This is a genomic window from Modestobacter sp. SYSU DS0657 (genome assembly GCF_054050925.1).
Genome location: NZ_JBJHAG010000029.1, coordinates 26,629 through 51,352, shown reverse-complemented (window position 1 = coordinate 51,352; position 24,724 = coordinate 26,629). Strand labels below are relative to the sequence as shown.

28 protein-coding genes are annotated in these 24,724 nt (G+C 74.0%); 12 read left to right on the top strand and 16 right to left on the bottom strand.

The window, feature by feature from the left end:
* Positions 1-319: 319 nt before the first annotated feature.
* Positions 320-949 carry an alpha-ketoglutarate-dependent dioxygenase AlkB gene (locus tag ACI79A_RS16510; protein WP_457084842.1) on the bottom strand — a complete coding sequence of 210 codons (630 nt, stop codon included), beginning with the start codon at positions 947-949 and terminating at the stop codon, positions 320-322.
* Between the two features lie 53 nt (positions 950-1,002).
* Positions 1,003-3,240, bottom strand: a complete 2,238-nt coding sequence (locus ACI79A_RS16505) for a RecQ family ATP-dependent DNA helicase (RefSeq protein WP_457084841.1) — start codon at positions 3,238-3,240, stop codon at positions 1,003-1,005.
* An 88-nt stretch (positions 3,241-3,328) separates the two neighbouring features.
* Between ACI79A_RS16505 and ACI79A_RS16500 the strand changes: the two genes are divergently transcribed.
* From ACI79A_RS16500 to bar, 4 genes are read left to right on the top strand one after another with little or no spacing between them, the layout of a single operon-like run.
* Positions 3,329-4,156 carry a PHP domain-containing protein gene (locus tag ACI79A_RS16500; RefSeq protein ID WP_457084840.1) on the top strand — a complete coding sequence of 276 codons (828 nt, stop codon included), beginning with the start codon at positions 3,329-3,331 and terminating at the stop codon, positions 4,154-4,156.
* A gap of 52 nt (positions 4,157-4,208) precedes the next feature.
* Positions 4,209-4,688 (top strand): hypothetical protein, encoded by a 480-nt coding sequence (locus ACI79A_RS16495; RefSeq protein WP_457084839.1) that lies wholly within the window; start codon positions 4,209-4,211, stop codon positions 4,686-4,688.
* A 46-nt stretch (positions 4,689-4,734) separates the two neighbouring features.
* Positions 4,735-5,685: a carbamate kinase gene (locus ACI79A_RS16490; protein WP_457084838.1), complete on the top strand. Its 951-nt coding sequence runs from the start codon at positions 4,735-4,737 to the stop codon at positions 5,683-5,685.
* Between the two features lie 19 nt (positions 5,686-5,704).
* Positions 5,705-6,808: a barbiturase gene (gene bar / locus ACI79A_RS16485; protein WP_457084837.1), complete on the top strand. Its 1,104-nt coding sequence runs from the start codon at positions 5,705-5,707 to the stop codon at positions 6,806-6,808.
* A gap of 55 nt (positions 6,809-6,863) precedes the next feature.
* On the opposite strand, the gene ACI79A_RS16480 is transcribed toward bar, so the two are convergent.
* From ACI79A_RS16480 to ACI79A_RS16445, 8 genes are all read right to left on the bottom strand, one after another.
* On the bottom strand, positions 6,864-7,634 hold the full coding sequence (locus tag ACI79A_RS16480) for an SDR family NAD(P)-dependent oxidoreductase (RefSeq protein WP_457084836.1): 771 nt from the start codon (positions 7,632-7,634) through the stop codon (positions 6,864-6,866).
* Positions 7,631-8,410 (bottom strand): SDR family NAD(P)-dependent oxidoreductase, encoded by a 780-nt coding sequence (locus ACI79A_RS16475; RefSeq protein WP_457084835.1) that lies wholly within the window; start codon positions 8,408-8,410, stop codon positions 7,631-7,633. The genes ACI79A_RS16480 and ACI79A_RS16475 overlap by 4 nt, the downstream gene beginning before the upstream one ends.
* A gap of 37 nt (positions 8,411-8,447) precedes the next feature.
* A complete protein-coding gene (locus ACI79A_RS16470) occupies positions 8,448-8,870 on the bottom strand; it encodes an organic hydroperoxide resistance protein (protein ID WP_457084834.1) in 423 nt (140 codons plus the stop codon).
* 14 nt (positions 8,871-8,884) lie between these two features.
* The gene (locus ACI79A_RS16465; protein ID WP_457084833.1) at positions 8,885-9,472 is read right to left on the bottom strand and encodes an RNA 2'-phosphotransferase; all 588 of its coding nucleotides are present in this window, start codon (positions 9,470-9,472) and stop codon (positions 8,885-8,887) included.
* Complete coding sequence (locus ACI79A_RS16460; RefSeq protein WP_457084832.1) at positions 9,456-10,139, bottom strand: lysophospholipid acyltransferase family protein; 684 nt, start codon at positions 10,137-10,139, stop codon at positions 9,456-9,458. The genes ACI79A_RS16465 and ACI79A_RS16460 overlap by 17 nt, the downstream gene beginning before the upstream one ends.
* 2 nt (positions 10,140-10,141) lie before the next feature.
* The gene (locus ACI79A_RS16455; protein WP_457084831.1) at positions 10,142-10,408 is read right to left on the bottom strand and encodes a hypothetical protein; all 267 of its coding nucleotides are present in this window, start codon (positions 10,406-10,408) and stop codon (positions 10,142-10,144) included.
* Positions 10,409-10,541: 133 nt separating this feature from the next.
* Positions 10,542-11,942: a DUF1116 domain-containing protein gene (locus ACI79A_RS16450; protein WP_457084830.1), complete on the bottom strand. Its 1,401-nt coding sequence runs from the start codon at positions 11,940-11,942 to the stop codon at positions 10,542-10,544.
* Positions 11,939-13,420, bottom strand: a complete 1,482-nt coding sequence (locus ACI79A_RS16445) for an FdrA family protein (protein WP_457084829.1) — start codon at positions 13,418-13,420, stop codon at positions 11,939-11,941. The genes ACI79A_RS16450 and ACI79A_RS16445 overlap by 4 nt, the downstream gene beginning before the upstream one ends.
* A 187-nt stretch (positions 13,421-13,607) precedes the next feature.
* Between ACI79A_RS16445 and ACI79A_RS16440 the strand changes: the two genes are divergently transcribed.
* From ACI79A_RS16440 to ACI79A_RS16425, 4 genes are all read left to right on the top strand, one after another.
* Complete coding sequence (locus ACI79A_RS16440) at positions 13,608-14,480, top strand: FAD binding domain-containing protein (protein WP_457084828.1); 873 nt, start codon at positions 13,608-13,610, stop codon at positions 14,478-14,480.
* Positions 14,480-14,992: a (2Fe-2S)-binding protein gene (locus ACI79A_RS16435; protein WP_457084827.1), complete on the top strand. Its 513-nt coding sequence runs from the start codon at positions 14,480-14,482 to the stop codon at positions 14,990-14,992. Before ACI79A_RS16440 ends, ACI79A_RS16435 begins: the two co-directional genes overlap by 1 nt.
* Positions 14,993-15,074: 82 nt before the next feature.
* Complete coding sequence (gene cutA / locus ACI79A_RS16430; protein ID WP_457084826.1) at positions 15,075-17,483, top strand: aerobic carbon-monoxide dehydrogenase large subunit; 2,409 nt, start codon at positions 15,075-15,077, stop codon at positions 17,481-17,483.
* Complete coding sequence (locus tag ACI79A_RS16425; protein ID WP_457084825.1) at positions 17,480-18,133, top strand: SRPBCC family protein; 654 nt, start codon at positions 17,480-17,482, stop codon at positions 18,131-18,133. Before cutA ends, ACI79A_RS16425 begins: the two co-directional genes overlap by 4 nt.
* 8 nt (positions 18,134-18,141) lie before the next feature.
* Here ACI79A_RS16425 and ACI79A_RS16420 read toward each other — a convergent pair whose 3' ends face one another.
* Positions 18,142-18,597, bottom strand: coding sequence for a hypothetical protein (locus ACI79A_RS16420; protein WP_457084824.1), 456 nt, complete (start codon positions 18,595-18,597; stop codon positions 18,142-18,144).
* Between the two features lie 76 nt (positions 18,598-18,673).
* On the bottom strand, positions 18,674-19,432 hold the full coding sequence (locus ACI79A_RS16415; RefSeq protein WP_457084823.1) for an alpha/beta fold hydrolase: 759 nt from the start codon (positions 19,430-19,432) through the stop codon (positions 18,674-18,676).
* Here ACI79A_RS16415 and ACI79A_RS16410 point away from each other — a divergent pair.
* Positions 19,397-19,705 (top strand): hypothetical protein, encoded by a 309-nt coding sequence (locus tag ACI79A_RS16410; protein ID WP_457084822.1) that lies wholly within the window; start codon positions 19,397-19,399, stop codon positions 19,703-19,705. The genes ACI79A_RS16415 and ACI79A_RS16410 overlap by 36 nt on opposite strands.
* 36 nt (positions 19,706-19,741) lie before the next feature.
* On the opposite strand, the gene ACI79A_RS16405 is transcribed toward ACI79A_RS16410, so the two are convergent.
* The 3 genes from ACI79A_RS16405 to ACI79A_RS16395 form a co-directional block, all read right to left on the bottom strand.
* Positions 19,742-20,167 carry a VOC family protein gene (locus tag ACI79A_RS16405; RefSeq protein WP_457084821.1) on the bottom strand — a complete coding sequence of 142 codons (426 nt, stop codon included), beginning with the start codon at positions 20,165-20,167 and terminating at the stop codon, positions 19,742-19,744.
* 291 nt (positions 20,168-20,458) lie between these two features.
* Complete coding sequence (locus tag ACI79A_RS16400; protein ID WP_457084820.1) at positions 20,459-21,157, bottom strand: hypothetical protein; 699 nt, start codon at positions 21,155-21,157, stop codon at positions 20,459-20,461.
* A gap of 56 nt (positions 21,158-21,213) precedes the next feature.
* Positions 21,214-21,918 carry a TetR/AcrR family transcriptional regulator gene (locus ACI79A_RS16395; protein ID WP_457084819.1) on the bottom strand — a complete coding sequence of 235 codons (705 nt, stop codon included), beginning with the start codon at positions 21,916-21,918 and terminating at the stop codon, positions 21,214-21,216.
* 96 nt (positions 21,919-22,014) lie between these two features.
* On the opposite strand from ACI79A_RS16395, the gene ACI79A_RS16390 reads away from it, so the two are divergent.
* Genes ACI79A_RS16390 through ACI79A_RS16380 form a run of 3 tightly spaced genes read left to right on the top strand, consistent with a single transcriptional unit; the run spans position 22,015 to position 23,808 of the window.
* The gene (locus tag ACI79A_RS16390) at positions 22,015-22,683 is read left to right on the top strand and encodes a DUF2306 domain-containing protein (protein WP_457084818.1); all 669 of its coding nucleotides are present in this window, start codon (positions 22,015-22,017) and stop codon (positions 22,681-22,683) included.
* Positions 22,684-22,726: 43 nt separating this feature from the next.
* The gene (locus ACI79A_RS16385) at positions 22,727-23,173 is read left to right on the top strand and encodes a MarR family winged helix-turn-helix transcriptional regulator (RefSeq protein WP_457084817.1); all 447 of its coding nucleotides are present in this window, start codon (positions 22,727-22,729) and stop codon (positions 23,171-23,173) included.
* Positions 23,170-23,808, top strand: coding sequence for a hypothetical protein (locus ACI79A_RS16380; protein WP_457084816.1), 639 nt, complete (start codon positions 23,170-23,172; stop codon positions 23,806-23,808). Before ACI79A_RS16385 ends, ACI79A_RS16380 begins: the two co-directional genes overlap by 4 nt.
* Here ACI79A_RS16380 and ACI79A_RS16375 read toward each other — a convergent pair.
* The gene (locus tag ACI79A_RS16375) at positions 23,750-24,661 is read right to left on the bottom strand and encodes an N-acetyltransferase family protein (protein ID WP_457084815.1); all 912 of its coding nucleotides are present in this window, start codon (positions 24,659-24,661) and stop codon (positions 23,750-23,752) included. The genes ACI79A_RS16380 and ACI79A_RS16375 overlap by 59 nt on opposite strands.
* Between the last annotated feature and the right edge of the window lie 63 nt (positions 24,662-24,724).

The following is a 24,724-nucleotide window of genomic DNA, read 5'->3' as shown; positions in this document are numbered from 1 at the left end:
ACGACCAGGCCGAATGGGGGTTTAACTATATGGCACTGACTTTCGGCACGCTGTTGAGTTCTCAAGGAGCGGACGCGCACGAAACCCGACCGAATCTCTCCGGCCATCGTTCGCGGCGGCTTGTTCCCCACTGTACACCGAGTTCCGCAGCGGCTCACCCTCAGGGGGTTCGGCCGGCGGTTTCCCAGGCCTTGCGGCCCGGTCCGTTCTCGCTCGGTGCAGAAGGAACATTACACGCCCTCAGATGGCCCTGCAAACCGGGGGGTCCCGGGGGGGCTTCCGAAGGCCCCGAAGCTCCGCTGACCTGGGAGAACGGCCCTCAGGCCACCCCGCGGGGGCGGTACTGGACGCTGACCCTGGGCCCGACCGCCTTCGTCGTCTTCGGGATGCAGTGCTCCCAGGTTCGCTGGCAGGAGCCGCCCATGACGACCAGGTCGCCGTGGCCGAGCGGGAAGCGAAGGCTCCCGCCGCCACCGACCGGGCGCAGCAGGAGTGGGCGGGGCGAGCCGAAGGAGACGATCGCGACCACGGTGTCCGCCGAGCGGCTGCGCCCGATGCGGTCGCCGTGCCACGCGACGCTGTCGCGACCGTCGCGGTAGAGGCACATGCCCGCGCTGACGAACGGCTCCCCGAGTTCGGGGCCGTAGTACGCGTCGAGGCTGTGGCGGGCCGCGGTGAGGAGTGGGTGCGGCAGCTGCTCGCCACCCCCGTACCAGCGCAGCAGGCGGGGCACGGCGACCTCGCGGTCGTACATTTGCCGGCGGTCGGCACGCCAGCCGATGTCGCCCAGCAGCACATCGAGCACGGCGTCGGAGCCCTCCACCCAACCGGGCAGGTGGTCGACCCAGGCGCCGCGACTCAGCTGGTGGCGGGTGACCCGACCGGTGAGCGGCGTCAGTGCCGGCTCCTCGGCGACGTCCCACATGGACGGCTGGTGCGCGAGCGACATGACCGGAGACTACCCCCGGTTTCGCACAGTTGTTCGAAAACCTGTGGACAAGCTCAGGCGGAGAGCGCCAGCGCGAAGGGCAGCACCGACCCGGCCCCGGCGAGCCGCAGCTCCCGACCCGCGACGGTCATCGTCCAGCGCGAGTCGGCCAGGTCGTCGACGAGGAGGACCGGGGCGTCGCCCAGCCGGGCGAGCTGCTCGCGCAGCTCGGGACCGACGACGATCCGCTGCCACACCCCCGCCAGCCGGAAGGCGCTGTTGCCCCCCGGTCCGCCGGTGGGTCCACCGTGCGCGAGGTCGAGGGTGCCGAGGTAGGGCAGCCGGCCCATGCTGGCCAGCCCCTCGGCCACTCCCGTGACCAGCGCCGGTCGCCGTCGCGAGGGCATGGCCACGACCGCTCCCGGGCGCTGCGCCCAGTCCCAGGCGCCGAGCACCCGGCCGCAGGCCTTCAGCAGCTCCTCGTCCGGCGGTGCGTCGGTGGGCAACCCCGGACGGATCACTCGGTGGCTGACGTCGTAGGCGGCGTCCGGGTCCTCCTCCAGAGGCGGGGCCTCGAGGTCGTCGGCCAGCGTCGCCACCCCGCCGACCCCGTCGTCACCGAGCAGCGTGCGCAGCCGCTGCCCCCAGCCGAGGTCGGTGAGCCGGGCGACGGCGCGCCCAGGGGCGATCTGCTCACCCGGCGCGATCTTGCCCTTCACCTCGACCCCGAGCCGGTCGGCGCCCGTGGGCCACTGGGCGCGCGGCGCAAGCTCTACACCGGGCCGGTCCAGCCGGGCGGAGGCCGCCTCGGCCGCGCCGGCCGGCACATCGGTGGCGTACCAGGGGCCGGCGCACACGTCGCAGCGGCCGCAGGGGGCGGCGGTCGGGTCGTCGAGCGCCTCCTGCAGGAAGGCCATCCGGCACGCGGCGGAGTCGACCGGCTTGGCGTACGTGAGCATCGACCGCTGCTCCGCCTCCCGGGTGGCGGTGACCCGGGCGTACCGGTCGGCGTCGTAGGTCCACGGGACGCCGGTGGAACGCCACCCGCCCTGCACCCGCTCGACCGCGCCGTCGACGGCCAGCACCTTCAGCAGCAGTTCGAGCCGGGAGCGGCGGACGTCGGCCACGGTCTCCAGGCGGGCCACCGACCAGGCCTTGCCGTCGGCCATGGCGGTCAGCACCGCCGCCGCGTGGTCCTCCCGCGGCATCGACGAGGTGGCGAACCACTGCCAGATCGCGATGTCCTCGGGCCCGGGGAGGAGCAGCACGTCAGCGTGGTCCACCGCGCGACCCGCGCGGCCGACCTGCTGGTAGTAGCTGACCGGCGACGACGGCGCCCCCAGGTGGACGACGAACCCCAGGTCGGGCTTGTCGAAGCCCATGCCCAGCGCCGAGGTGGCGACCAGCGCCTTCACCCGGTTCTCCCGCAGCGCCTCCTCGGCGTCCTTGCGGTCGGCGTCGTCGAGCCGGCCGGTGTAGGCGCGCACCTCGTGCCCGGCGTCACGGAGCAGCGCCGCCGTCTCCTCGGCCGCGGCGACGGTCAGCGTGTAGACGATGCCGCTGCCCGGCAGGTCACCGAGGTGGGCGGCGAGCCAGGCCAGCCGCGCCCGGTCGGTGTCCAGCCGGAGCACGCCCAGGCGCAGCGAGTCCCGCGCCAGGGGGCCGCGGACGGTCGTGACCTCCACCCCGCCGGCGCCGAGCTGCTCGGCGACGTCGTCGACCACCCGCTCGTTCGCCGTCGCCGTGGTGGCGAGCACCGGGGTGCCCGCGGGCAGCTGACCGAGCAGGTCGCGGATGCGCCGGTAGTCGGGGCGGAAGTCGTGCCCCCAGTCGGAGACGCAGTGCGCCTCGTCGACCACCAGCAGCCCGCACCGGTCGACCAGGCCGGGCAGCTGCTCGTCGCGGAAGCGCGGGTTGGTCAGCCGCTCCGGGGAGACCAGCAGGACGTCGACGTCGTCGGCGGCGAGCCGGGCGTTGACGTCGTCCCACTCGGTGACGTTGGAGCTGGAGATCTCCACGGCCTTGATGCCGGCCCGGGCGGCGGCCGCCACCTGATCACGCATGAGCGCGAGCAGCGGGCTCACCAGCAGCGTCGGTCCCGCGCCGCGCCGCCGCAGCAGCGCGGTCGACACGAAGTAGACGGCGGACTTGCCCCACCCCGTGCGCTGCACGACCAGTGCCCGCTGCTGCCGCTCGACCAGCGCGGCCACCGCCGCGTCCTGGCCCTCACGGAAGACCGCATCGGGGCGTCCGGTGAGCTCGCGCAGGACGCCGAGGGCCTCGTCGGCCAGTTCGGTCGAGGGAGGTGCCACCGTTGTCACGCCCCCGACCGTAGGCGTCGGCACCGACAACCGGGACCCGGTGTGCGGAGACTGTGGACGAACGGTTGGATGGCGACTGATGCTGCCGCCGGACAACCACGTGCACAGCGAGTTCTCCTGGGACACCGGGCCACGGGCCTCGCTCCTGCGGGCCTGCGCGCGCGCCGTGGAGATCGGCCTGCCCGCGATCGCCTTCACCGAGCACCTGGACTTCACGTTCTGGGACGCCGCGGACCGCGCCACCGCGCAGGGCCTGACCGACCGCCACCCGGCCAACCAGCTGCCGATCGACGTCGACCTCTACGCCGAGACGATCTGGGAGGCCCGGCAGCGCTTCCCGCAGCTGCGGGTGTGGTCGGGCGTGGAGGCCGGCGAGCCGCACCTGTTCGGGGCGAGCGTCGCCGCGCACCTCGGCGCCTCGCCGGTCGACCGCATCCTGGGGTCGCTGCACTCCCTCCCGGTCGACGGCCGGCTCATGGGCGTCAACCGGCTGCTGCACGCACCGGGCACCGACGTCGTCGCCACGATGCGCCGCTACCTCGCCGAAATGGTCGGGATGATCGAGACCAGTGACGTCTTCCAGGTGCTGGCGCACTGCGACTACCCGCGGCGCTACTGGCCCGGCGGTCGCGATGCCTACCCGGAGGCGGAGTTCGAGGAGGAGTACCGGGCGGTCTTCCGGGCGCTGGCCGGCAGCGGCCGCGCACTCGAGGTCAACACGACCAGCCCGCTGTGGTCGGTGGAGCTGCTGCGCTGGTACCGCGAGGAGGGCGGGGACGCGGTGAGCTTCGGCAGCGACGCCCACCAGCCGCACCTGGTCGGGCAGCGCTTCGACCTCGCGGTCGACGTCGTCGAGCAGGCCGGTTTCCGCCCCGGCCGGGACCGCTTCGATTTCTGGCGTCGTTGAGTGACGGAACCCGGAGGTAACGGTCCGCTCCGGGGCTGCCGAGAACACCGATGTGACCGATCTGCAGACCACCCAGGACGTCGTCTCGTTCGCGGAGATGGCCGCTGCCGGGCGCGAGCGAGTCGAGCGCCTGCACGACGAGGCCATGCAGCTGATCGCCGACTTCGCCGAGCACTGGGACGAGGCCGAGCCGGCCCTGGCCGAGCCGGACGACGTCCCCGCCCCCGACGGCACGGTGGACGACGCCGCAGCCGGCGAGGAGGCCGGGGCGCAGGCCGAGGAGCCGGCCGGCGACGTCGCCGTGCACGCGGACGAGTACGAGGACGAGGACGAGGACGAGGACGAGGACGCGGACGCGGACGCGGAGCCCGAGGAGATCCGGGTGCTGCTGCCCTCCGAGCTCCCGGCCCTGCCACCGCTCCCGGTGCACCGGGACGCCGCCCGCCTGGCCACGGCCGTCACCGACGAGTTCGCCCTCCCCGTCGAGTTCGCCCTCCCCGTCGAGGACGCGCACCACACGATCGCCGCCTGACGCGGGTACTTCACCGCTAAGGCATTTTGCCGCTAGGGTCCGGCGGGTGACCTCTCCCCGCCGTGTGGTCGTCGCCCTGGGCGGCAACGCGATGACCGGCCCCGACGGGTCGGCCACGCCCGGTGCGCAGCGTGCCGCGATCGCCGTCGCCGCAGGGCACCTGGCGGCCGTGGTCGCCACCGGGGTCGAGGTGGTGGTCACCCACGGCAACGGTCCGCAGGTGGGGAACCTCCTGGTCAAGAACGAGCTGGCCGCGCACGAGGTGCCCCCGGTCCCGCTGGACTGGAACGTCGCCCAGACCCAGGCGACGATCGGCTTCACCCTCGCCGACGAGCTGGACGCCGCGCTCGCCGCCCGCGGGCTGCCGCAGCGCACCTCGGCCCTGGTCACCCGCACGCTGGTCGACCCGGCCGACCCCGGGTTCCGGTCGCCGACCAAGCCGGTCGGCCGCCACCTGCCGCGGGACCGTGCGCAGCACTTCATCGAGCTGGGCCAGGTCTGGGAGGACCGCGGGGAACGCGGCTGGCGGCGCGTGGTCGCCTCCCCCGAGCCCCGGTCGGTCGTCGACGTCCCGGCGATCCGGGCGCTGGCCGGAGCCGGCTTCGTCGTCGTCTGCGCCGGGGGCGGCGGCGTGCCGGTGGTCGACGACCACGACGGCGGCGCCCTGCGTGGCGTCGAGGCGGTCATCGACAAGGACCTCACCGCGGCCCTGCTCGCCGCCGACCTCGACGCCGACACCCTGGTCATCGCCACCGACGTCCCCCACGTGATGGTCGACTTCGGCACGCCGGTCGCCCGGCCGCTGGGCCGGGTCACCGTCGCCGAGGTCCGGGCGCACGCCGCGGCCGGGCAGTTCGCCCGCGGCAGCATGGGCCCCAAGGTCGAGGCCGCGCTCCGCTTCGTCGACCGCCGGTCCGGCGCCCGCGCCGTCATCACCTCGCTCGAGCACATCTCCGACGCCGTCACCGACGACGTCGGCACCGTCCTGTCCGTCTGAGCCAACGAGGAGAACCGCCGTGCCCGCACCGATCGAGGTCCGCAAGGTCCCGCTGCACAACGTCAGTGACGCCTCCGAGCTCGCCAAGCTCATCGACGACGGCGTCATGGAGGCCGACCGGGTCGTCGCCGTCATCGGCAAGACCGAGGGCAACGGCGGCGTCAACGACTACACCCGGATCATCGCCGACCGGGCCTTCCGCGAGGTGCTGCTGGAGAAGGGCTCGCGGAGCAAGGAGGAGGTCGGCGAGATCCCGATCGTCTGGTCCGGCGGCACCGACGGCGTGATCAGCCCGCACGCCACGATCTTCGCCACGCTGCCCGAGGAGTCGGTGGAGAAGACCGACGAGCCGCGGCTGACCGTCGGCTACGCGATGAGCGACGTGCTGCTGCCCGAGGACATCGGGCGGATCGCCATGGTGGAGAAGGTCGCCGAGGGCGTGCGCCGGGCGATGGAGGCAGCCGGGATCACCGACCCGGCCGACGTCCACTACGTGCAGACCAAGACGCCGCTGCTGACGATCGAGACGATCCGCGAGGCGAAGTCCCGCGGCAAGGACACCTACTACGACGAGCCGCACGGCTCGATGGACCTCTCCAACGGGACGACGGCGCTCGGCATCGCGGTGGCGCTGGGCGAGATCGAGATGCCGACGCAGGAGCAGGTCATGCGCGACCTGTCGCTGTACAGCGCGGTCGCGTCCTGCTCGTCGGGCGTGGAGCTGGACCGGGCGCAGATCGTCGTCGTCGGCAACGCCCGCGGGCACGGCGGCAACTACCGGATCGGCCACTCGGTGATGACGGACGCGCTGGACCAGGACGGCATCTGGGACGCCATCCGCCAGGCCGGGCTCGACCTGCCCGAGCGGCCGCACGTCAGCGACCTCGGCGACCGGCTGGTCAACGTCTTCCTCAAGTGCGAGGCCGACCCGACCGGCTACGTGCGCGGCCGGCGCAACGCCATGCTCGACGACTCCGACGTCTTCTGGCACCGGCAGATCAAGGCCACCGTCGGCGGCGTGGCCGCGTCCGTGACCGGCGACCCGGCGGTGTTCGTGTCGGTGGCCGCGGTGCACCAGGGCCCGAGCGGCGGCGGCCCGGTCGCCGCGATCATCAAGGCCTGACGGACGACGCGCGGCGCCGGTCCGGGGAGCTCCCGGGCCGGCGCCTCCGTCGTCCTCAAGGCAGCGCGACCCCGGTGAGGTCGGCGCAGGCGGCGAGCAGCCCCTCCTGGACGGCGACGTCGGAGGCCACCGCAGGGGCCTCCCGGCGACCCTGGTGGTACCAGTAGCCGCCGCTGGAACGGGCCTCCGCGTCGTCGCCGACTGCCAGCCAGGCCTGCGTGACCGGCCCCTGCGACAGGTCGTCGGGAGCGCCGGCCCCGCCCATCCTCGTCGGCACCCACCCCGGCTCGACGGCGTGGGACGCCACATCGGGCCAGCGCCGGGCGACGGCGAAGGCGAGGACGACGTCCCACAGCTTGCTGTCGGCGTAGGCCTGCGAGCCGTTCCAGCGCCGCCGGGTCCACTGGAGGTCGTCCAGTGCGGAGTTGCCGCCGCGGGCCATCCCGGACCCCAGGTAGACCAGCCGATCCGGCCGCGACATCAGCGCGGTGAGCAGGTACGGGGCCAGCACGTTGACCGCGAAGACGTGCGCCAGGCCGTCCTCGGTCTCGATCCGCCGGGGTTCCCGGTAGCCGACGGCGGCGTTGTGCACCACCGCGTCGAAGCGGCCGAGCGCCTCGGCCTGGGATGCCACCGACCGCATCCCGGCGAGGGTGGACAGGTCGCCGACCAGCACCGCCTCCGCGGCGGGCAGCGCCGCCCGGGCGTCGTCGGCGCGGGAGTCGTTGCGCGCGTGCAGGGTGACGGCGTGGCCCTGGGCGGCCAGCAGCTGCCCGGCCATCAGGCCGAGCCCGTCGGTGGAGCCGGTGATCAGGACGCGGCTCACGGCAGGATCGCGTCGACGTAGCCGCCGTCGACGCGGAGCGCTCCGCCGGTGGTCGCCGAGGCCAGCGGGGAGGCGAGGTAGACGCACATGTCCGCGATCTCCTCGGGCTCGATCAGCCGCTGCAGCAGCGACTGCGGCCGGTGCCGCAGCATGAACTCCCGCTGCGCCTCGTCCCACGGCAGGTCACGGCCGACCAGCGAGTACACGAACTCCTCGACGCCGCCGGTGTGCGTGGGACCGGCGATCACCGAGTTGACCGTGACCCCGGTGCCGGCGGCGTCCTTGGCGAAACCGCGGGACACGGCGAGCAGCGCGGTCTTCGACATCCCGTAGTGGACCATCTCGGCCGGGATGGTCACCGCGGAGTCGCTGGCGATGTACTGCACGCGGCCCCAGCCGCGCGCCTTCATCCCGGGCAGGTAGGCGCGGGTGAGGCGCACGCCGGTGAGCACGTTGACCTCGAAGTAGCGGCGCCACTCGTCGTCGGTGATCTCCAGCGCCGGCCTGGCCCCGAAGACGCCCAGGTTGTTGACCAGGACGTCGACGTCGGGCACCTGCTCGAGGAGCACCGCCGTCCCCTCGTCGGTGGTGACGTCACCGGCGACGGTGGTCACCTCGCCGTCGACCTGACCCGCGGCGGCATCGAGCTTCGCGGCGTCCCGCCCGGTGAGGACGACGGACGCCCCGGCCGCCGCCAGGCCCCGGGCGATGGCCAGGCCGATGCCCTGCGACGAGCCGGTGACCAGTGCACGCTTCCCGCTGAGGTCGATCTGCATGTCCCCAGCAAGTGCCCTGAGCGCGTCCGGTGTTCCCTCAGGCGGTGGTCGTCTCGAGGGTCACCGGCACGTTGCCGCGGGTGGCGTTCGAGTACGGGCACATCTGGTGCGCGGCCTCGACCAGGGCCTCCGCGGTCGCCTGGTCGACGCCGCCCAGCTCGACGTGCAGGGCGACCTCCAGCCCGAACCCGCCGTCGTCGTTGCGGCCGATGCCGACCTCCGCGGTGACCGCGGAGTCGGAGATCGGCGCCTTCCGCTGACCGGCGACCGCCTTCAGCGCCGAGTGGAAGCAGGCCGCGTAACCGGCGGCGAACAGCTGCTCGGGGTTGGTCGCCCCGCCCGGGCCACCCATCTCCTTGGGCACCGCCAGGTCGAGGTCGACGAACCCGTCGTCGGAGCGGGTGTGGCCGTTGCGGCCATCCCCGGTCGAGGTGGCGACGGCGGTGTAGACGGCGGGCATGGGGACCTCCTGGCTCAGGTGCGGACCACGCACTCCTGCCCGGTCGTTGCTCCGTCCAACCGCTGCAGGTGGCGTGGCGCGACGGCAGGGACGAGCCAGACCCCGTTCGCGGACCGGGTGAAGGTGGCGCCGTCCCGGACCATCGCCGCTGCGTCCACCCGCAGCACGACGGGTGTCCCCCGCCGTGCGCCGACCTTCCGGGCCGTCACCACGTCGGCGCTCAGGTGCACCGCGTGCCGGTTCCCCGGCCGCAGCCCCTCGGCGAGGATCGCGGGGAGGAACCGCTCGACCGTGCCGTGGAACAGCTCGTCGGGCGGGTTCGCGGCGACGTACCCCAGGTCGACCGGCACGCTGTGCCCCTGGCTCGCCCGGATCCGGGTGCCGGTGGGGTCGAGGGCGAACCGCTGCTTGTCGTTGCGGGCGACGACGTCGTCCAGCTGGGCCCGGGTGAGGTGCAGGGCGGCGAGCAGCTCGTCGACGTCGGCCCAGCCGGCGTCGTCCAGGGTGAGCCCGACGGCGTCCGGTCGGTGCCGCAGCACGTAGGACAGCCGCTTGCTCACCCGGACGACGTCCGGCCCGCGGCGGTCAGGCCGCCCGGCCACCGGCCTCCGCCTTGACGTCGGCGGCGTACCGGTCGACGTACTCGGCGCCGGAGAGCCGCTGCAGCTCCGACATCACCCGGTCGGTGATGTCCCGGAGGGTGCCGGCGTCCGCACCCTGCTCACCGGAGAAGTCCAGCGGCGCACCGAACCGGACGACGACCCGCCCGGGCCGGGGCAGGCGCGCGCCCGCGGGGAACAGCGCGTAGCTGCCGATGACGGCGACCGGGACCACGGGTGCGCCGGTGGCCAGCGCCAGCCGCGCCACGCCCGTCTTGCCGCGGTGCAGCCGGCCGTCGGGCGACCGGGTGCCCTCGGGGTAGATGCCCAGCAGCCCACCGGCGGCCAGGACCTCCTGGCCGCGCTGCAGGGCGGCGCCGGCGGCCGAGGCCCCGCCCCGGTCCAGCGGGACCATGCCGATGCTCTCCATCAGCAGGCGCAGGGCGCGGCCGAGCAGGCCGGGCCGGGTGAAGAACTCGCTCTTGGCCAGGTACGTCACGCGCCTGCGGGTCAGCAGCGGTGGGAAGAACTGGTCGAGGGTCGAGGGGTGGTTGCCGGCGAGGATCACCGGCCCGCTGGCCGGGAGGTGCTCGAGCCCCTCGACCCGGGGGCGGAACATCCCCAGGATCAACGGCCGGGCGAGCGCCCGGACGACCGGGTAGGCGTCCACGCTCAGCGCTCGTCCGGCGCGCGGCCGGCGTGGTCGACCAGCTCCGCGGCGCTGCCGGGCTGCCCGTGCATGCGCGCGCAGGAGGCGCAGCAGAAGAAGACGCCGTCGGCCTCGACTCCGTGGCCGACCACCTTGACGCCGCAGTGCTCGCAGACCGGCGCCAGCGCGTGGATGGCGCACTCGAAGCTGTCGAAGGTGTGCACCGAGCCGGCGGCGTGCACCTCGAAGCTGAGCCGGTAGTCGTTGCCGCAGACCTCGCAGCTGGCCATGGGGCGTTCCTCTCGTCGGCGGGGCGTCGCCGAGCGCCCTACCCGGGTCGTCGCGTCACATGCGAGATCTGCGATGTCGAGGCTTACCGAGGGCAGTTGCCCCGACATCGCAGATCTCGTGCGCGGCGCAGGCTCAGGCGGCGCGGGACTCCTCGGCGAGGGCGGCCAGCGCCTGCTCGAAGCACTGCTGCGGGGGCTGCACCAGGCCGGCGCCCACCTGGCCGGTGCCGGCGACCCGCCCGGCCATGCCGGTGTTGATCTGCGGCAGCCAGCCGGTGCGCGCGACCTGCAGGACGTCGATCCCGGTGGGTGAGCCGCGGAAGCCGAGGATGGGGATCTGCATCGCCGGGTTCTCGGCCAGGGTGAGCTGGTACATCCGCTCCGTCGTCGCCAGCGCGTCGGGCACGGTGCCGCCGACGAACCGGACGATCGCCGGCGCGGCGGCCATGGCGAACCCGCCGATGCCGTAGGTCTCCATGATCGCCGAGTCACCGATGTCGGGGTTGGCGTCGTCCGGGCCGTAGTCGCCGAGGAACAGGCCGACCGGGGTGTTGGCCGGGCCGGTGAACCAGCGGTCGCCGGTGCCGGCGGTCTGGATGCCGAACTCGGTGCCGTTGCGGGACATCACGGTGACCATCGTCGAGCCGGGGACGTCGCGGGCGGCGTCCAGCGCGAGCTTCGCCGACGGCATGCCGAGGTTGAGGAAGAAGTGCTCGTTGCCGCCGATGAAGGCCAGCGCGGCGGCGATGTCGGCCGACGGCGCATCGACGCCGACGATCGCCGGGGACAGCTCGCGCAGGGTCATCAGTGAGCCGGCGCGGTTGCGGTTGTGCCCCTCGTCGCCCATCTGCAGCATCTGGGCGAGCACGGCCTTGACGTCCAGCGGCTCGGTGCGCGACCGCACGGCCTTGGACAGCAGCGGGCCGAGCACGTCGCGCATCCAGGCCAGCCGGGTGAGCACCTCGTCGTTGAAGGCGCCCATCCGCAGCACCTTGCCCAGGCCCTCGTTGAGGTTGCAGAACGCCTGCCCGCCGTGCACCGGGTCGGTGAGGCACCACATCCACATCGACGGGCTGGTCACCCCGGCCATCGGGCCGACGGTGCGGTGGTGGTGGCAGGGGTCGAGGGTGACCTCCCCGGCGGCGAGGATCCGCTCGGCCTCCTCGACGGTGGAGGCCCAGCCCTCGAACAGGCAGGCGCCGATGAGCGCACCGCGCATCGGGCCGGACGCCGCCTCCCAGGTCAGCGGCGGGCCGGAGTGCAGCAGCGTGCGGTCGCCGACGTCGAGCACCTCACGCGCGGGCCGGACGTCGACCAGGTGGGAGCCGGCGGCGAGCAGCCGCTCGACCGCCGTCCGGTTGGCCGAGGCGCGGCGCGGGTCGAGCGCGAGCTGGGCGAGGTCGCCGGCGGCGCCGAAGCCGGGCGGGCGCCAGTCGACGTCGGTGACCGACGCGCCCTGGGCCCGGACGGCGGAGGAGAAGACCTCGACCCCCGCGGCGACGATCGCGGGCGCTGCTGACAGCAGGGGGTTCACGCCTGGTCTCCGATCAGGTCGAGGGCGTACCGGGTGGCCTGGGCGTTGCTGGCGAACACCGCGGCACCGGCCTCGGCGAGCGCGTCGGCCTGCCGCGACCAGCCCTGCGGATCGGCCTCGGTGCCCACCAGCGCCACGACCACCGGCAGCCCGGCGGCCTGCAGCGCGGGGGCGAGGACGGCGGCGGGGTCGGGGTCGGCGCCGTACCCGAGGACGACGTCCAGCAGCAGGACGGCGGGTTCACCGCTCTGCGCCAGGGCGGCGATCGCCTCCAGCCGCAGCGTCGGGTCGATCATCGGGTGCGCGCGGCCCACGGTGAGCGCGTCGTCGCCGAAGTCGACGACCACGTGGCCGGTGGCCCGCAGGTCGGTGCCCTGGCCTGTGTCGAGGTCGAGCTCGGGCCGCAGCGGGGTGTTGGAGCGGACGTCGCCGAGCACGGGGGCGGCCAGCAGCATCGCCTCGTCGGCGAGCGTGCCGCCGGAGTAGAAGCCCTTGAGGACGGCGCCGGTCGGGACGGCGTCGGCAGCGCCGAGGCGCGCGGGCCAGTCGGGGACGGCGACGCCCAGGTCACCGAGCAACGCCTCGACCGCGGCCGTGAGGTCGGGGGACTCCGCGGACAGCGCGGCCGACCGCACCGGCGTGGCCAGCTGCCCGGCGGCCTGCTGCACCCGCTCGGCGACCTCGGGTGCCGGCGGCTTGGAGACCAGCAGCACCCGCTCGGTGGCCGGGTCCTCGTCCAGGGCGGCCAGCGCATCGAGGGTGGCCAGCCCGCCGACCGCTGTCGACAGGTCGCGGCCGCCGACGCCGAGCACGTGCGAGACGCCGACGCCGGCGGCGTCGAGCAGGCAGCTGACCTGCTGGGCGCCGGTGCCGCTGGCGGCGACCAGGCCGACCGGGCCGCGGCGGACGACGTTGGCGAAGCCCAGCGCGACGCCGGAGACGATCGCGGTGCCGCAGTCCGGGCCCATGACCAGGACGCCGGCGTCGGAGGCGGCGCGCTTGAGCGCCACCTCGTGCTCGACCGGGACGCCGTCGCTGAACACCAGCACGCTGCGGCCGGCGGCGATCGCGTCGGCGGCCTCGGCGACGGCGTAGGGGCCGGGGACGCTGACGATGGCCAGCGCCGGGTCACCCGCGTCGGCGAGCGCGGCGCCCACGGTGCGGGCGGGGATGGCCTGCGCCGAGCCGCGGTCCTCGCGGGCGGTGAGCGCGGCCTCCACGGCGGCGACCGCGGCGGTCAGCTCGGCGTCGTCGGCGGCGCGCAGCGCGATGAGCAGCTGGTCGGGCTGCGCCTCGCCGTCGGGGGCCAGGCCCATGCCCGCGGCGAGCTCGAGGTTGAGCGGCGTGGCCATCGCGACGAGCACCGCGCTGACCCCGTCCCGGGCCCCGATCTCGCGGCTGACCTGCATCAACCGGACCGAGTCGGCGTAGACGCCGCTGCGAAGGGAGACGTGCCGGACGCCCTGGGGTTCGCTCACCCTCGCGGACGCTACCGGAGAGATGTCTCAGCGGTGAAGTACTTCTGCGGGCCCGGGTCGGCGCAACGAAGATTTAGCACTGAGGTACTTCCGCCCGGCGGGACGGCGATGACAGAGTGACGCCTTCCCCAACCCGCGCCTCAACACCCACCCGCCCGCACCCGAGCCCGGAGGTGACCCGCAGCCGGTGAAGCCCGCTCCGTTCGGCTATACCGACCCGACGTCCGTCGACGAGGCCCTGCGCCTGCTCGACTCCGAGGGCGCGAAGGTGCTCGCCGGTGGCCAGTCGCTGCTGCCGCTGCTGTCCATGCGCCTGGCGGCGCCGACCACGCTGGTCGACATCAACCGGGTGCCGGGGCTGGACCGGATCGAGGCCGGCGACGACGGCGTCCGGGTGGGCGCGCTGGTGCGGCACGCCGCGCTGCTCGCGTCGGCCGAGGCCGCCGCCGTCCAGCCGCTGCTGGGCCGGGCGACGGCGAACGTCGCGCACCCGGCGATCCGCAACCGCGGGACGACGGTCGGCTCCATCGCCCACGCGGACCCGTCGGGGGAGATGACCGCGGTGCTGGCCCTGACGGACGGATCCGTCACGGTCGCCACCCCGGGCGGGCCGGAGGCGATCGGCTGGCGCGACTTCTTCGTCGGGCCGCTGGAGACCTCGGTGCACGGGCCGGCCGTCGTCACCGAGGCGTTCTTCCCGGCGCTGCCGGACCGCTCGGGGACGGCGTTCGCCGAGATCGCCCGGCGCAAGGGCGACTACGCGGTGGCCGGCGCCGCCGTCGTCGTCACGCTGGACGCCGACCGCCGGGTCGCCGCGGCGCGGGCGGCCTACCTGTCGGTGGGGCTGGTGCCGGAGGTGCACGACCTGACCGACGCCGTGGGTGGGCAGCCGGTCGACACCGCCGACTGGGCCGCGGCCGGCGAGCTGGCCCGCGGCCTGGTGGAGCCGGACGGCGACCTGCACGCCAGCGCCGACTACCGCAGGCTGCTGGTGGCCACGCTGACCGCCCGCACCCTGGCCGACGCCGCGGCCGAGGCCGCCTCCCGAACGGAGCAGTGATGACCGAGCAGAGCCGGCGGATCTCCGTCGTCGTGAACGGTGTTGCACGTGAAGCATCGGTCCCCGTGCGCTGGCTGCTGTCCGACGCGCTGCGGCACGAGTTCGGGCTGACCGGCACCCACGTCGGCTGCGAGCACGGGGTGTGCGGGGCCTGCACGGTGCTCGTCGACGGCGAGCCGACCCGCTCCTGCCTGGTGCTCGCGGTGCAGGTCGACGGGCACGAGGTGACCACCGTCGAGGGTCTCTCCCGGCCGGACCACCAGGGCGGGGAGGTGCTGCACCCGATCCAGGAAGCGTTCCGCGAGTGCCACGCCCTGCAGTGCGGCTTCTGCACGCCGGGCTTCCTCACCACGATCGCCGCGGGCCTGGACGCCCGCGACCCGGCGGTGCCGATCTCCGAGGAGGAGGTCGACGAGCTGGTCGGCGGCAACCTGTGCCGCTGCACCGGCTACGCCAACATCAAGAAGGCCTGCCACCGGGCGGCCGAGACGATGCGCGAGGCCGCCCAGTGACTGCCCACTCCTCGCTTTCCGCGCGGAAAGCGAGTCTGCGGCCCTCGCTTTCGGCGCGGAAAGTGAACGCGGGGGGACGACGATGACGACGAAGTTCTTCGGCGAGCCGGTGCGCCGTCGGGAGGACGCCCGGCTGATCGTCGGCAAGGGCCGCTACCTCGACGACATCGGCGCCGACGCCTACGCCGCCGCCTTCGTCCGCAGCCCCTACGCGCACGCGCGGGTGGTGGACATCGATGTCGCCGACGCCCTCGACGTCGAGGGCCTGCTCGCGATCTACACCTACGAGGACCTCACCGGCCCGATGGCCGAGCCGCTGCCGGTGCTAATCCCGCACCCGCAGCTCACCGCCCCGCGCACCGGCTACCCGCTGGTGCGCGACGTCGCCCGGCACGTGGGCGAGCCGGTGGTGATGGTGGTGGCCACCGACCGGTACGTCGCCGAGGACGCCGCGGACAAGATCGCGATCACCTGGGAGGAGCTCCCGGTGGTCGTCGGGGTCGACGCCGCCGAGCGGGCCGAGGCCGTCGTCCACCCCGACGTCCCGGACAACGTCGCGGCGCGGCACCACCAGGAGACCGGCGACGTCGAGGCGGCGCTGGCCACCTCCAAGCACACGATCTCCTTCACCCAGTACTTCGAGCGCAGCGCGTCCATGCCGATGGAGGGCAAGGGCGTGCACGCCCGCTGGGACGACGCCGACTCCTCGCTGCGGGTCTACTCCTCCACCCAGGCCTCGACGTCGGTGCGCGCGGCGATCGCGGCCAAGCTGGAGCTGTCGCTGGAGAAGGTCGAGGTCATCGCGCCCGACGTCGGCGGCGGGTTCGGCGTGAAGATCGTGCACCCGTGGCCGGAGGAGCTGCTGGTGCCGATGGCCGCGCGCCTGCTGGGCCACGAGGTGAAGTGGACCGAGGACCGGCGCGAGCACTTCATCTCCAGCGCGCACGAGCGGCAGCAGCGCCAGGAGATCACCGTCGGGTACGACGACGACGGGCGCATCACGGCCCTCGACGTCCTGGTCTGGCACGACAACGGCGCGTACACGCCCTACGGGATCATCGTGGCGATCAACACGGCCACCCAGCTGTGCGGGCCGTACGACATCCCGGTCTACCGGGCCCGGGTCAACAGCGTCTACACCAACACCGTCATCGTCACGCCGTACCGCGGGGCCGGCCGGCCGCAGGGCACCTTCGCGATGGAGCGGGCGATGGACCGGATCGCGCAGGAGCGCGGCCTGGACCGGCTCGAGGTGCGGATGCGCAACCTCATCCAGGTCGACCAGTTCCCCTACGACTGGGGCCTGACGTTCCAGGACGGCCGGCCGCTGGTCTACGACTCCGGCGACTACCCCGGGATGATGGACAAGCTGCGGGCGCTGGCCGACTGGGACGGGTTCGCCGAGCGGCGCGCGGAGTCCGAGGAGCGCGGGAAGCTGCGCGGGATCGGGCTGGCGCCGTACGTGGAGGGCACCGGGCCGGGGCCGTACGAGGGCGCCCACGTGCAGGTGCTGGGCAGCGGCAAGGTGCTGGTCTCCACCGGGCTGACGTCGCAGGGCCAGGGGCACGAGACGGTGTTCGCCCAGCTGGCGGCCGCCGAGCTCGGGGTGCCGATCGAGGACGTCCAGGTGACCACCGGTGACACCCGCCGATTCGGCTACGCGGTGGGCACGTTCGCCTCCCGCGCCGCGGTGGTCAGCGGCAACGCGGTGGCCCAGGCGGCGCGCGGGGTCCGGGAGAAGGCGCTGCGGATCGCCGCCGAGGTGCTGGAGGCCGACCCCGCCGACCTGGAGATCGACGAGGGCCTGATCGGGGTCAAGGGGACGCCGGGCGCGACGATCCCGCTGCGCACGGTGGCGGTGCTGTCCAACCCGCTGCGGTACGCCTTCGACGAGGCGGCGCGGCAGGCCACCCAGTTCTCCGGGCCGGGCGACGACTCCAAGCCACCGGTGGCCGAGGGCGACGCACCGGGGCTGGAGCACACCGACTACTACTCGCCGCTGCGCTCGACGTTCGCCTCCGGCGCGCACGCCGCGGAGGTGGAGATCGACCCGGCGACGTGGGAGATCGAGATCGTCAAGTACTCGGTCGTGCACGACTGCGGCAACGTGGTGAACCCGATGATCGTCGAGGGCCAGGTGCACGGCGGCGTGGCGCAGGGCGTGGGCGGGGCGCTGTACGAGCGGATGGCCTACGACCGCGACGGCCAGCTGACCAACGCCTCGTTCATGGACTTCCTCATGCCGTACGCCAGCGAGGTGCCACCGGTGGTGATCGACCACCAGGAGACGCCGTCGCCGCTGAACAAGCTGGGCATCAAGGGCGCCGGCGAGGCCGGGGTGATCCCGGGGTCGGCGGCGATCGCGTCGGCGATCGAGGACGCGGTGGGACGGCGGATCGCGGCGATGCCGATCTCCCCCACCGAGCTGTACGACCTGGTTCGCTCGGACACCGAGCGTGTGATCAACAACCCGACTGGAGCGATGGCGTGAACCTCGACGGCAGTGCGGTGCTCTCGGCGGCGCCGGAGCAGGTGTGGTCGGTGATCACCGACCCGGCGGTGCTGGCGCGCACGATCCCCGGGTGCGAGTCGCTGCAGCAGGTCGGCGAGGACAGCTACACGATGGTCGTCTCGGCCGGCGTGGGCGCGATCCGCGGCAAGTACGCGGGCGAGGTGCGGTTGAGCGACCTGTCGTTCCCGAAGTCCTACGTGATGCACGCGAGCGGGTCCGGTGGGCCGGGGTCGGTGCGGGCGACGGTGCAGATCAACCTGACACCGTCCGGTGACGGCACCGAGCTGACCTACTCGGCGGACGCCGTGGTCGGCGGGGCCGTGGCCGGCGTGGGGCAGCGGATGATCACCGGCGTCGCGAAGCGGATGGCCGGGCAGTTCTTCGCCGCCATCGACAAGGAGCTGACCGAGCCGAACGTGGTCGCCGAGGTGACGCCGCTGCCGGTGGTGCGCGACGCAGCGGAACCGTCGGCCGAGGCTGCGCCGGTGACCTACGCGGCGAAGGCCCCGGCTGCGGCGGGTGGCTGGGTGCCGGCCGAGGCGAAGCCCCTGCTGGTCGGCGCCGCCGGCGGCGGCCTGCTCACCCTGCTCGGTGTCTGGGTCGGCTACCTCCTCGGCCGTCGCGGCTGAGCCGACGCCTACGACTCGGCGGGTTCGCCGAGGTTCGGCCCGGCGACCTGCCAACCGTCCTGCAGCTCTCCGGCGAAGTCGTCCGGGAGCAGCAGTGCGGTGCCGCCCTCGACCTCGGCTCCGCCGACCCCGACCCAGACCCCCCGCCGACCGAAGTCCGCGTCGTTCGCGCACGACGAGCCGGCCACCCAGTCCCCGTCCCCGACGGTCCCGGTCAGGGCGACGATGCACCACGGGCGCTCGGCCGGTCCCTGCGCGGCGTAGACGCGGGCGCCGTCCACCTCACCGATGTAGCGGGTCTCGCCGAGGTCCTGAGCGAGGTCGACGGCTTCGGGAACGGCGTCCTCCGTCGTCGCGGGACGGTCGAACGCGGCCAGCTCGGGTGCGGCAGAGCTGCTGCACCCGGCGATGGCGAGCACGGCCGCGGCGACGGGAGCAGCTGTCGTACTCGATGCCGGTGACATGGGCGGACGGTAACGGAGGCGGGCGCCCGCCGGCCCTCCGTCCACGCTGCAGAACTGGCCGCCCGCCGGCCGGACATCAGGTCGCGGCAGCTCCCGCGACCCGTCGGCCGAGGAAGTCGCGGATCAGCGCAGCGACCTGGCCCCCCGCGCTCTCCAGCAGGAAGTGGCCGCCGTCGAGCAGGTGGACCTCCGCATCGACGGCGTCCTGGGCGAAGCAGCGCGCCCCGTCCGGGCCGAAGATCTCGTCGTTCCTCCCCCACACCGCGAGCACGGGCACCCCGCTGTCCCGCAGGTACCGGTGGAGCGCCGGGTACAGCGGCAGGTTCGTGCGGTAATCACGGAACAGCGCCAGCTGGACGAGGTCGTTGCCGGGGCGCGACACCAGCGCGGAGTCGTGGTGCCAGGTGTCCGGGCTGACCACGGTCTCGTCGGCGACCCCGTGCAGGTACTGCCAGCGGATCGCGTCGAGGCTCAGCGCGGTCCGGATCGCCGCCTCGGTGGCCGGGTTCGGGTCCCGGGCGTAGTCCCAGACCGGCGCCCAGAAGCTGTCGACGAAGCCGGCGTCGTAGCCGTTGCCGTTCTGGGTGACGATCGCGGTGATCGCCTCCGGGTCGCGCAGCGCCAGCCGCCAGCCGACCGGGGCGCCGTAGTCCTGGACGTAGACCGCGTACCGCGTCACGCCCAGCTCGCGCAGCAGACCGGCGGTCAGGTCGGCCAGTGCGTCGAACGTGTAGTCGAACTCCGTGACCGGCGGCGCATCGGACAGCCCGAAGCCGAGCATGTCCGGCGCGATCACCCGGTGCCGGTCGGCCAGCCGCGGGATCAGCTGGAGCACCTGGTCCAAGCCGCCCGCCGGAGCCGGGACGCCGGACGCTTCCGCGCCGACGTCGTCCCGCTGGAGCTGGCGATCCAGAGCTGGACCATCGGCCACGGGCTGGTCTCGCTGGTGGCCACCGGCCCCCTGCCGCGCGAGACCCTCGACTCCGGCCCGTTCCTGCTCGGCGCGCTGTTCACCGCCTGCGGGGACGATCCCGACCGCGCCCGCGCCTCGGTCGACCAGGGCTGGCACCGCCCGGCCCCCGACGACGAGACATCACCCCCTGCCTGAGCCTGGCCGGCGCGGCGCCGGCCAGGCTCAGGCCGGTCAGAAGTCGGCGTACGCCACGGCGACGTCGAGCACCCAGGTGACGCCGAACCGGTCGGTGAGCATGCCGTAGAGCGGCGCCCACCCGGATGGGGCCAGCGGCTGCACGACGGTGGCGCCCGACGACAGCGCCTCCCAGTAGCCGGTGATCTCCGCCGCGTCGTCGCCGCGCACCGAGACGAAGAACGGCCGTTCCCCCGGCGCGTACGTCAGGGCCCCGGGGACGTCGTAGGCCATCACCCGGAAGCCGTTGCCGGCGGCGACCTGGCCCCACATCACCCGGTCGGCCTCGGCCGGGTCCTGCACGGCACCGGCGTCGGCGTAGGTGACGACGGCGAGGTCACCGCCGAACACCGACCGGTAGTGCTCCAGCGCCGCGCGGGCGTCGCCGCGGAAGTTCAGGTGGGTCGTCGTGGTCACGCTCATGGTCGGCTCCTCGCCTGTCGTGCGGGAGTCCGTCTCCCGGCACTCACGACGCTAGGGAGCATTGGTGCCAGTTCCTGTCCGCTGAGTCAGGCGGAACACACAGGGGCCACACCTCGCCGGCGTACGCCGCCGGCTCGGTGACGCAGGCGATGCCGCCGACGAGGGTGACGACAGCCGGGCACCCCACCTGACCGGTGGCCGGGCAGCCGGCCGGCGGTGGTGGGTGATGCCAGCTCGAGGGGACGCCTCGAGGTCGAGTCGCAGACCAGCAGGCGCCTGCGCCCCCGGCGATCAGCCGTAGCTCGGGTCGAGCGGGGTCGAGGGCTCCACCGGGACGGCGTCGAGATCGGGGGCGGCGAGTACGACGTCGATCGCCGCTCGGCTGCCACCGACGTAGGTCAGGTAGCCGTCGATCTCGGTGGCCACCAGCCAGGCCCGGTCGGCAGGCCACCAGAGGCTCGCGCACCGCCACTCCACCGGCGTCGGCAGCACCGGGGCGGCCACCACCGGCCCGGTGAGCAGGTGGTACGCCCGGTCCGGGGTCCGAACCCGCATCGAGCGGTCTTTCCAGGCCTCCGTCTCCTTCAGTCCGAAGCCCTCCCAGAGGCAGTAGTAGGCCGTCTCCGGCGTCCCGGTGACGTCGCGGAGGACGCGGGCGAGCACCTCGGTCTCCCGCGCGTCCAGACCGCCGTCGGACGGCCGACCCCACCCCTCGCTACCGGCCACGAGGTCGTCGAACCGGGTCGCGGCGGTCAGCCGCACCCCGGTGTGCGCGGCGATCTCCGACCACCGGTGCCTGGGCTTGCCCTCCTCGGGGTCGTAGGTAGGCGGCAGCACCCGGACGTAGGCGGGGAAGACCGGCGGCACCATCGCCGCCACCGTGGCGGAGCGGGCCGTGCGCGTCAGCGCCTCGGCCACCCACGCCGCCGGGCCGACGTCGGTCAGCACCGACAGACCCGGCGCCCAGCGGACGGGCTCGCTCGATCGCATCCCCTCACCCTGCCCGCGCCCGCCGTCTCCCGTCGAGCTCCCGGCCCGGCCCGCGCTCACCCGGACGCCGCGGTGGAGCTCCACCCCGCGGCTCGGAGCCGGTCGAAGCCGTCGAGCAGCAGGTCCAGGGCGAACTCGAACTCGAACTGCTCGTCACACCCCCCGCCCACGCCGGACAGGTCCCCGGAGGTCGCCGCCACCGCGATCTCCAGGATGTGGGGGTACTTCTCGGCGAACTCCGCCGCCAGCGCCTGCTGCTCCTCGACCGGCGGCGGTGCGGCATCCGGAGCCGGCGGCTCGTCGAACAGCTCGGGGCTGAACCCCCAGATCCGGTTGCCCAGCGCGTGCATCACGTGGTGGGTCAGGTCGGCGGAGAACCCCCCGCGGCGGAACGTGCCGGCCAGCGAGTCCATGTACCCGAGCACCGCCGGCGTCCGGCGGGTGCGCGACTCGATCGCCTCACGCGCCCACGGGTGCCGCAGCACCGCGCGCCGGGCCGAGAGCACCCGCGCCCGCACCGCGGCCTGCCAGCCCAGCGCCGGGTCGGCGGGCTCGAACTCCCCGACGACCACGTCGACCATCCCGTCGAGGAGCTGGTCCTTGCTCGCCACGTGCTTGTAGAGCGCCATCGGCACGACACCGAGCTCGGCGGCCAACCGTCGCATGCTCACCGCCTGGATGCCCACCGCGTCGGCGAGGTCGACCGCGGCGCGCAGCACCCGGTCGGTGCTCAGCGGCGTGCGCCGCCCCGGAGGAGCCACCCGGGCAACCTACCTCGTTGACAGGTGTACGGCGTACACCTAGCGTCTGCGGCAGCTGGTGTACGCCGTACACCCGTGAGGCGAGAGGAGTTCGTCGTGGGTTCCAGCAGCGCGAGCAGGCGCCAGTGGTGGGTCCTGGCAGGTCTCCTCCTGCTCAGCCTCGTGCCGGTGCTCGCCGGTGCGGTCCGGATCGGCGAGCTCGCCGGCGACCCGGAGGTGACCGCGGCCAACGCCCGGTTCGTCGCCGCGCCGGCACCCGTGGTCGCGCACATCGTCAGCGCGACGGTGTACTCCCTGCTGGGGGCCTTCCAGTTCGTCCCGCGCATCCGCCGGAACCGGCCCGGCTGGCACCGGCTCGCCGGTCGGGTGCTGGTCCCCGCCGGGCTCGTCGCAGCGCTCTCCGGCGTGTGGATGACGCTGTTCTACGCGCGACCGCCGGCCGACGACGTGCTGCTGACCCCGATCCGGTTGTTCTTCGGCGGCGCCATGGCCGGCTGCATCGTGCTCGGGGTCGTGGCCATCCGGCGGCGCGACGTCATGACCCACCGCGCCTGGATGGCCCGCGGCTACGCGATCGGCCTCGGCGCCGGCACGCAGGTGCTCACCCATCTGCCCTGGGCGCTGCTGGGCGGCGAACCCGCCGGTGGCGGCCGGGTTGCGGCGATGCTGGCCGGCTGGGTGGTCAACCTGGCCCTGGTCGAGTGGGCGCTGCGGCGCCAGCATGCCGCGCCGTCCCGGGCGCTGCACGCGCCTGCCACCGCCTGACGGCAACTGGAGAACCTGCTTCATGGTGAAGTAGCGTCACCACATGTCCGTCGGCGTGCACGTCTTCGACCGCCTGCTGGAGATCGCCCTGCTCATCCAGCAGGACATGTCCAGGAAACTGGGGCCGGCCGGCCTCACCGCGGCCCGGACGCACCTGCTCTGGGAGGTGCACCACCGGGGGCCGTCCACGCAGCAGGCCCTGGCTGCCGCCCTGCAGGTCAGCCCGCGGAACGTGACCGGTCTGGTCGACGCTGTGGAGAAGGGCGGGTTCGCCCGCCGCGCACCGCACCCCACCGACCGGCGCGCCACGCTGGTGACGCTGACCGAGCAGGGCACCCGGGCGATGACCGAGATGGCGGAGGGCCGGCGGCAGATCGCCGCCCACCTGGTCTCCGACTTCGACGCCGCTCGGCTCGAGCGGTTCACCGCCGACCTGGACGCCGTGACCGGGCGGCTGCACGAGCTGATGGACGACGGGAGCGCGCCATGACCGCCGTCGTCGGGCTTCGTCGGACGGGGTGGCAGCTCGTCGCCCACCTCGCCCGCCGCGCCGTCACCATCGAGATCGGCATCTGGCAGAGCCTGTACCGGTTCCTGTTCCGCCGTCCACGAGTGCCGGCCGGCGCGGTCGCGTTCACCTACCACCGCGCGGTGCTGCCCCTGATCGTCACCTTCATCGTGCTGTCGGTGCTCGAGCTGGTCGTCGTCGACCTGCTCGTCCACCGCTGGCCGGTCGTGCGGGTGCCGCTGCTGGCCCTCGGCATCTGGGGCGTCACCTGGATGCTCGGCTTCCTCGCGGCCCAGGTCACCCGGCCGCACTCCGTCGGGCCCGACGGCATCCACGCCCGCTGGTCCACCGAGGTGGACGTCGCCCTGCCGTGGTCCGCGATCACTGCGGTGACCCGGCGGCTCGATGCCCGGGTGGAGAAGGCACCGCGGCTCACCCGGGACGCGGCCGGCACGGTCACCCTGCACCTCTGGATGCAGGACCGGACCAACATCGACGTCGAGCTCGACCAGCCGATCACCGTCCGGCTCCCCGAGGGCACCACGACGGTGCACCGGATCAGCCTCTTCGCCGACGACCCGGCCGCATTCCTCGCCGAGGTCCGGCAGCACGTCTGACCCCGCGCCGACGGCCGGGAGCCGGCGAACCGGGTCCCGGCCGCAGCCGGTGGGGGGGCACTGCACGGGACGCCGCCGGCTGAGCAGCCAACCCGCGACCAGCGCGACGACCACCCAGCCGCCCATCGTCAGCAGCGAGGCCACCTCCGCATCGCCGCGGCCGAACCGCAGCACCGCCTGTGCGGGGTCGACGGCGTCGGCGACCTGCATGTCCCAGGCGCGGATGACCTGCATCAGGCCCAGGATCGCCAGGTAGAGGCCGGTCAGCGCCGCCGGGGCGTTCGCCGTCGCCGCGCCGACGCCCAGGCCGACCAGCGCGAACGCCGCCCCGGCGCCCACCGCGGTCAGCGCCGCCTGGACGGCGCCGTCCCAGGAGACGGCTGGATCGGCCAGCCCGGCGAGGATCAGCCACGACAGCCCCGCCGAAGGCCTCGTTCCCGGCCAGCCGCCCGCTCCGGGTCTCCACCAGGGCGAAGCCCTCCCGCCCGTACAGCCGGCGGGCCGGGTTGCCGTCGAGCACCGTGAGCTCCACCCGGTCAAGGCCGGCCGCGGCGGCGTGGGCCACCGCGTGCCGGAGCAGCTCCCGCCCGATCCCCCGCCCCTGGTGGTCGGGGTGGACGTACATCCAGGTGACCTCGGCGTCGGCGAAGGCGGGGAAGCCGACCACCGCGCCGTCGGCCTCGGCGACCCAGACCCGGTCGTCGAACAGCCCCTCGTCCTCGGCGGTCTCCGCCAGGGTCAGGAACGCGGCCACCCCGACCGAGGCGGCCAGCTCCTGCACCCGGGCGGCGTCGTGCACCCGCGCGACGGCGTCCCAGTCACCGGGCTCGTACGCGCGCAGGACGACGGACACCGCCGGGACGGTGTCGGACGGTCCTGACCGTGTCCAGCGGTTTCCGCCGGCCCGGGGAGCAGG